Source organism: Mesorhizobium sp. M4A.F.Ca.ET.090.04.2.1 (assembly GCF_003999085.1).
Taxonomy (GTDB): Bacteria; Pseudomonadota; Alphaproteobacteria; order Rhizobiales; family Rhizobiaceae; genus Mesorhizobium.
Genome location: NZ_RZOT01000594.1, coordinates 1 through 3,520, shown reverse-complemented (window position 1 = coordinate 3,520; position 3,520 = coordinate 1). Strand labels below are relative to the sequence as shown.

Genomic DNA, 3,520 nt, shown 5'->3' with positions numbered 1-3,520 from the left:
CTGTTGGACCGCACGATCTGCCGTGCCTTGATCACATCGGGATCGACCAGCCGGATGGTGTAGAGATAAAGACCTTCGATCTCGCGCAACTTGACGATGGCGCCCATGATGTTGCGGGTTCGCGGCTCGATCAGAACCGGCCTGCCGTCGGACGCCGTTTCCACCGCGCCCGGCGGGGGCTCCGGCATGGCGAAGTCGGCATCGGTCTTGGCGCTCATCACAAAGGAGCCGTCGGGCTTGATCAGTGCGGCATGCGCCAGCGAGCGGCCAACCGCTTCCTTGTTCATCAGATCGAGGAAACCGGTACGGTCGAGGCCATAGAGCGTGCGCGAGGCATCGAGATCATAGGCCATCGACAACGTCGTGCCCTGCAGGTTGCGGGCATTTTCCTGCACATAGGCGTCGGCGATCGACAGCGAGGAATTGACGATCGTCTTGGTGCGGATCTCGAACCAGCGGTCGAGGCCGATGTCGAGCGTGATCGAGGCGATGATGGCCACCATGATGGCGGGAATGGCGGCGACCAGAGCGAACATCGCGACGATGCGCACATGCAGCCGTGAGGCCGCCTTGCCGTGCCGCCGCGCCATCACAATGCGGTGAACCTCGCGGCCGATCAACGCAATCAGGAATAGAACGAAGACAGCGTTGAGCGCGATCAGCGCCATCGTGGCTTTTGCATCCGGCGCGATCGGCGTCGCCCCGACCAGAATCGCAAAGGAGATCGCCGCCGTGATCAAAGCGCCGGCAATCGCCAGCACGCCGGGCAACGCCAGCAGCCGGCGTCTGTCCTCAACGCCGGGCTTGCTGAAAAGCGGTTCGTTCAGTGTCGGGGCCTGGGAAGCCATATCGCCGTTTAGAGTCATTGCTTGCGTCGGATGTATGCAACGCATTGTGGCGATTATGCAACAAGTGTGGCCAGGACGGAAATCTTTCCCCGGCTTATTCTGCTGGAAGGACCATCCGGCCAGGGTCGATCAGAGTCGCCCTAAAGGTCTGCGGACATGCCGGCAACGGGCGGACGAGCCTCCGCCGTGCGTGCTGGCCGGCATTCAACTCGCCATCCGCCCGCGCCGCAAGCCGCGTGGCGTTTGCCCGATCTCGCGACGCATCCAATATGCCATATGCGATTGGTGCGCGAAGCCTGCCTGATGTGCCACCTCGCTGGTGCTGAGGCCGCCGCCTAGTAACAGAGAGCGGGCGCGCTCGACCCGGCGCCGTAGGACGTAGCGGTGAACGGTCATACCTGTCGCCGCCTTGAACCATGTCCTGAGATGGGAACTGCTGGCGTTGGCAACGCGGCTCAGCCTGTCAATCGTTAGCGGCTCATGAAGGTGAGCATCGATATGCTCCAGGACGTGCCTGAGCTGAGTGTTCGACAACCGGACGGGTCGATCGGTCTCCCGATCGCCGAGGCCCAGCAGCCGCACCGCAAGCGCAACGCCGAGGCTTTCGATGAACAGGGGTTCGGTCGGCGCGCCTGTGTCGTGACCGCTTTTGAGCGCTCGCACGAGATGTTCGATCCGCTCATCCCGGACGAGATGGCGCGTGTCGAGCCGGCGCATTGTTGTGCCTCCCACCTGCCGCGCGACGTCTTCGAGCAAGGCGGACGGCAGGCGAACCTCGATTGTGCGGAACGCGGTTTCCGCCTCGAAACCGCCCTCCTGGTCAGCGGGCACGAAGTCGATGTCGCCAGCACGCCGCAGAAAGTGTCGTCCAACGTCACTGCAATAAGAATGGGTGGCCGCGCTGGCGTGAACCATGATCCTGTGGTGATGCGCTCGCGGCAGCCTGAAGGCGCCTGCTTCGACATGCCTCGAAACCATTGTTATGCCCGTCGGGACCTGGTCGGGATCGAGCTGTGCGTGCATACAGGTAGGCCTCGAATTCATAGCAAAACCTGTCCAAGATTTGGCGGTTCCTGCGCGACTTTCAATGCCGGCGCCCCCTAAACCCAAGCCTCGTTGCCAATGCAAAGAGGTTGATATGGGTTACTATGTTGTCGTCGGCGCAGGGCCGGTTGGACGCGAAACGGCTCGGCTGCTCGGTGAGGAAGGAAATAATGTCGTCCTCACCAGCAGGAGCTTGGGTTCCATCGATTTGCCCGGCGTCCGCGCGGTACAGGCCGACGCCGCGGATGCCGCCGAGCTGTCGCGCATGGCCCGAGGCGCCGATGCGATCTTCATGTGCGCCATGGCCGCCTATGATCGGTGGCCGACCGACTTTTTCCCCATCCTCGACGGCACGGTGCGCGCGGCGGAAGCCGCCGGCGCGAAAATTATCCTGCTCGGAAACCTCTACGGCTATGGTGAGAACGCCGAAAGTCCGCTGCACCCGGACTTGCCGCTCGATCCGACATCAAGGAAAGGTACGACCCGCACGATAATGTGGCAACGAGCACGCCGCGCCGATGCACCAGCCATCGAAGTGCGGTCCAGTGACTATCTTGGACATGGCGCGATCAGCTACTTCTCGCTGCTGGCCCTGCCCTCCGTCGTCGAGGGAAAACCCGTCTCGTTCGTGGGAAACCTCGATGCTGCTCACGCGTGGACGTTCACGAAGGATGTGGCCAGGACGCTTGTGGCGTCGTCCCGTTACACGGGCGAATGGGGACGGGCATTCCACGTGCCCTCGCAATATGCCTCGCCCCGTGAACTCATGCGGAAAACAGCCGCGATGCTCGGCAGGGAGCTTTCGGATCTGCACTCCTATTCCGTCTCCGAAATGGAGGCTCTGGGCCTGCACGAGGCCGTGGAGATGCGCTACCTCTTCGACCGCCCGCTGCTGGTCGACTCCTCCGACACCGAGCATCTTCTTGGCGTAACCGCCAGCAGCCTGGACGCGATGATCGCCGACACGCTGCGCGATCATCTTTGAGCAGTCGCGCGGCAGCATGGCGCCGGCTCGGGAGCCAATCTCCGGCTAGATCTGCCTCGAGGACTTGTAGACGTTGACGCCAAGCTCGCGGATCTTCTTGCGCAGCGTGTTGCGGTTGAGCCCCAGGAGCTCAGCCGCCTTGATCTGGTTGCCGCGCGTCGCCGTCATCGAAGCAAGGACCAGCGGGTATTCGACCTCGGCGAGGATGCGCTGGTACAGGCCAGCCGGCGGCAGATCACCGGCGAACGAAGCAAAATAGCGCTGCAGGAAATGCTCCACCGCCTGACCGATGGAGAGATCGTCGGGAATGAGATTGCCGCCGCCGGGGACTACCGGCCGCTCGCCGGTCTTGAGCTCGGCCTCGATGATCTCGGACGAGATCTCATCCTGAGAATAGAGCGCGGCCAGCCTGCGGATCAGGTTTTCCAGCTCGCGCACATTGCCCGGCCAGGGGTAGCGCTTCATCAACTCGATGCCGCCGGAGGAAATGCGCTTGGTCTGCAGCCCCTCGCTGGCGCCCTGCTTGAAGAAATGCCGCACCAGGTCCGGAATGTCCTCGGAGCGCTCGCGCAGCGCCGGCAGCCTCAGCGGCACGACGTTGAGGCGGTAGAACAGGTCCTCGCGGAACAGCCCCTGGTTTATC

General features: G+C 63.0%; 3 protein-coding genes and 1 pseudogene. 1 reads left to right on the top strand and 3 read right to left on the bottom strand.

Annotation, left to right across the window (positions count from 1 at the left end):
* Together EN781_RS28775 and EN781_RS28770 are read right to left on the bottom strand one after the other, a co-directional pair.
* Positions 1-848: pseudogene (locus EN781_RS28775) on the bottom strand (PAS domain-containing sensor histidine kinase); the annotation flags it as partial.
* A 204-nt stretch (positions 849-1,052) separates the two neighbouring features.
* Positions 1,053-1,871 carry an AraC family transcriptional regulator gene (locus tag EN781_RS28770; RefSeq protein ID WP_126054612.1) on the bottom strand — a complete coding sequence of 273 codons (819 nt, stop codon included), beginning with the start codon at positions 1,869-1,871 and terminating at the stop codon, positions 1,053-1,055.
* A gap of 115 nt (positions 1,872-1,986) precedes the next feature.
* Here EN781_RS28770 and EN781_RS28765 point away from each other — a divergent pair, with 115 nt between their 5' ends.
* Positions 1,987-2,877 carry an NAD(P)H-binding protein gene (locus EN781_RS28765; RefSeq protein ID WP_126054613.1) on the top strand — a complete coding sequence of 297 codons (891 nt, stop codon included), beginning with the start codon at positions 1,987-1,989 and terminating at the stop codon, positions 2,875-2,877.
* Positions 2,878-2,922: 45 nt separating this feature from the next.
* Here EN781_RS28765 and EN781_RS28760 read toward each other — a convergent pair.
* On the bottom strand, positions 2,923-3,520 hold a 598-nt coding region (locus tag EN781_RS28760; RefSeq protein ID WP_281034401.1), incomplete at its 5' end, for a helix-turn-helix domain-containing protein.

Coding starts and splice junctions, on each gene's coding strand:
- EN781_RS28770 (WP_126054612.1), bottom strand. CDS start 1,871: ATGCACGCACAGCTCGATCCCGACCAGGTCCCGACGGGCATAACAATG.
- EN781_RS28765 (WP_126054613.1), top strand. CDS start 1,987: ATGGGTTACTATGTTGTCGTCGGCGCAGGGCCGGTTGGACGCGAAACG.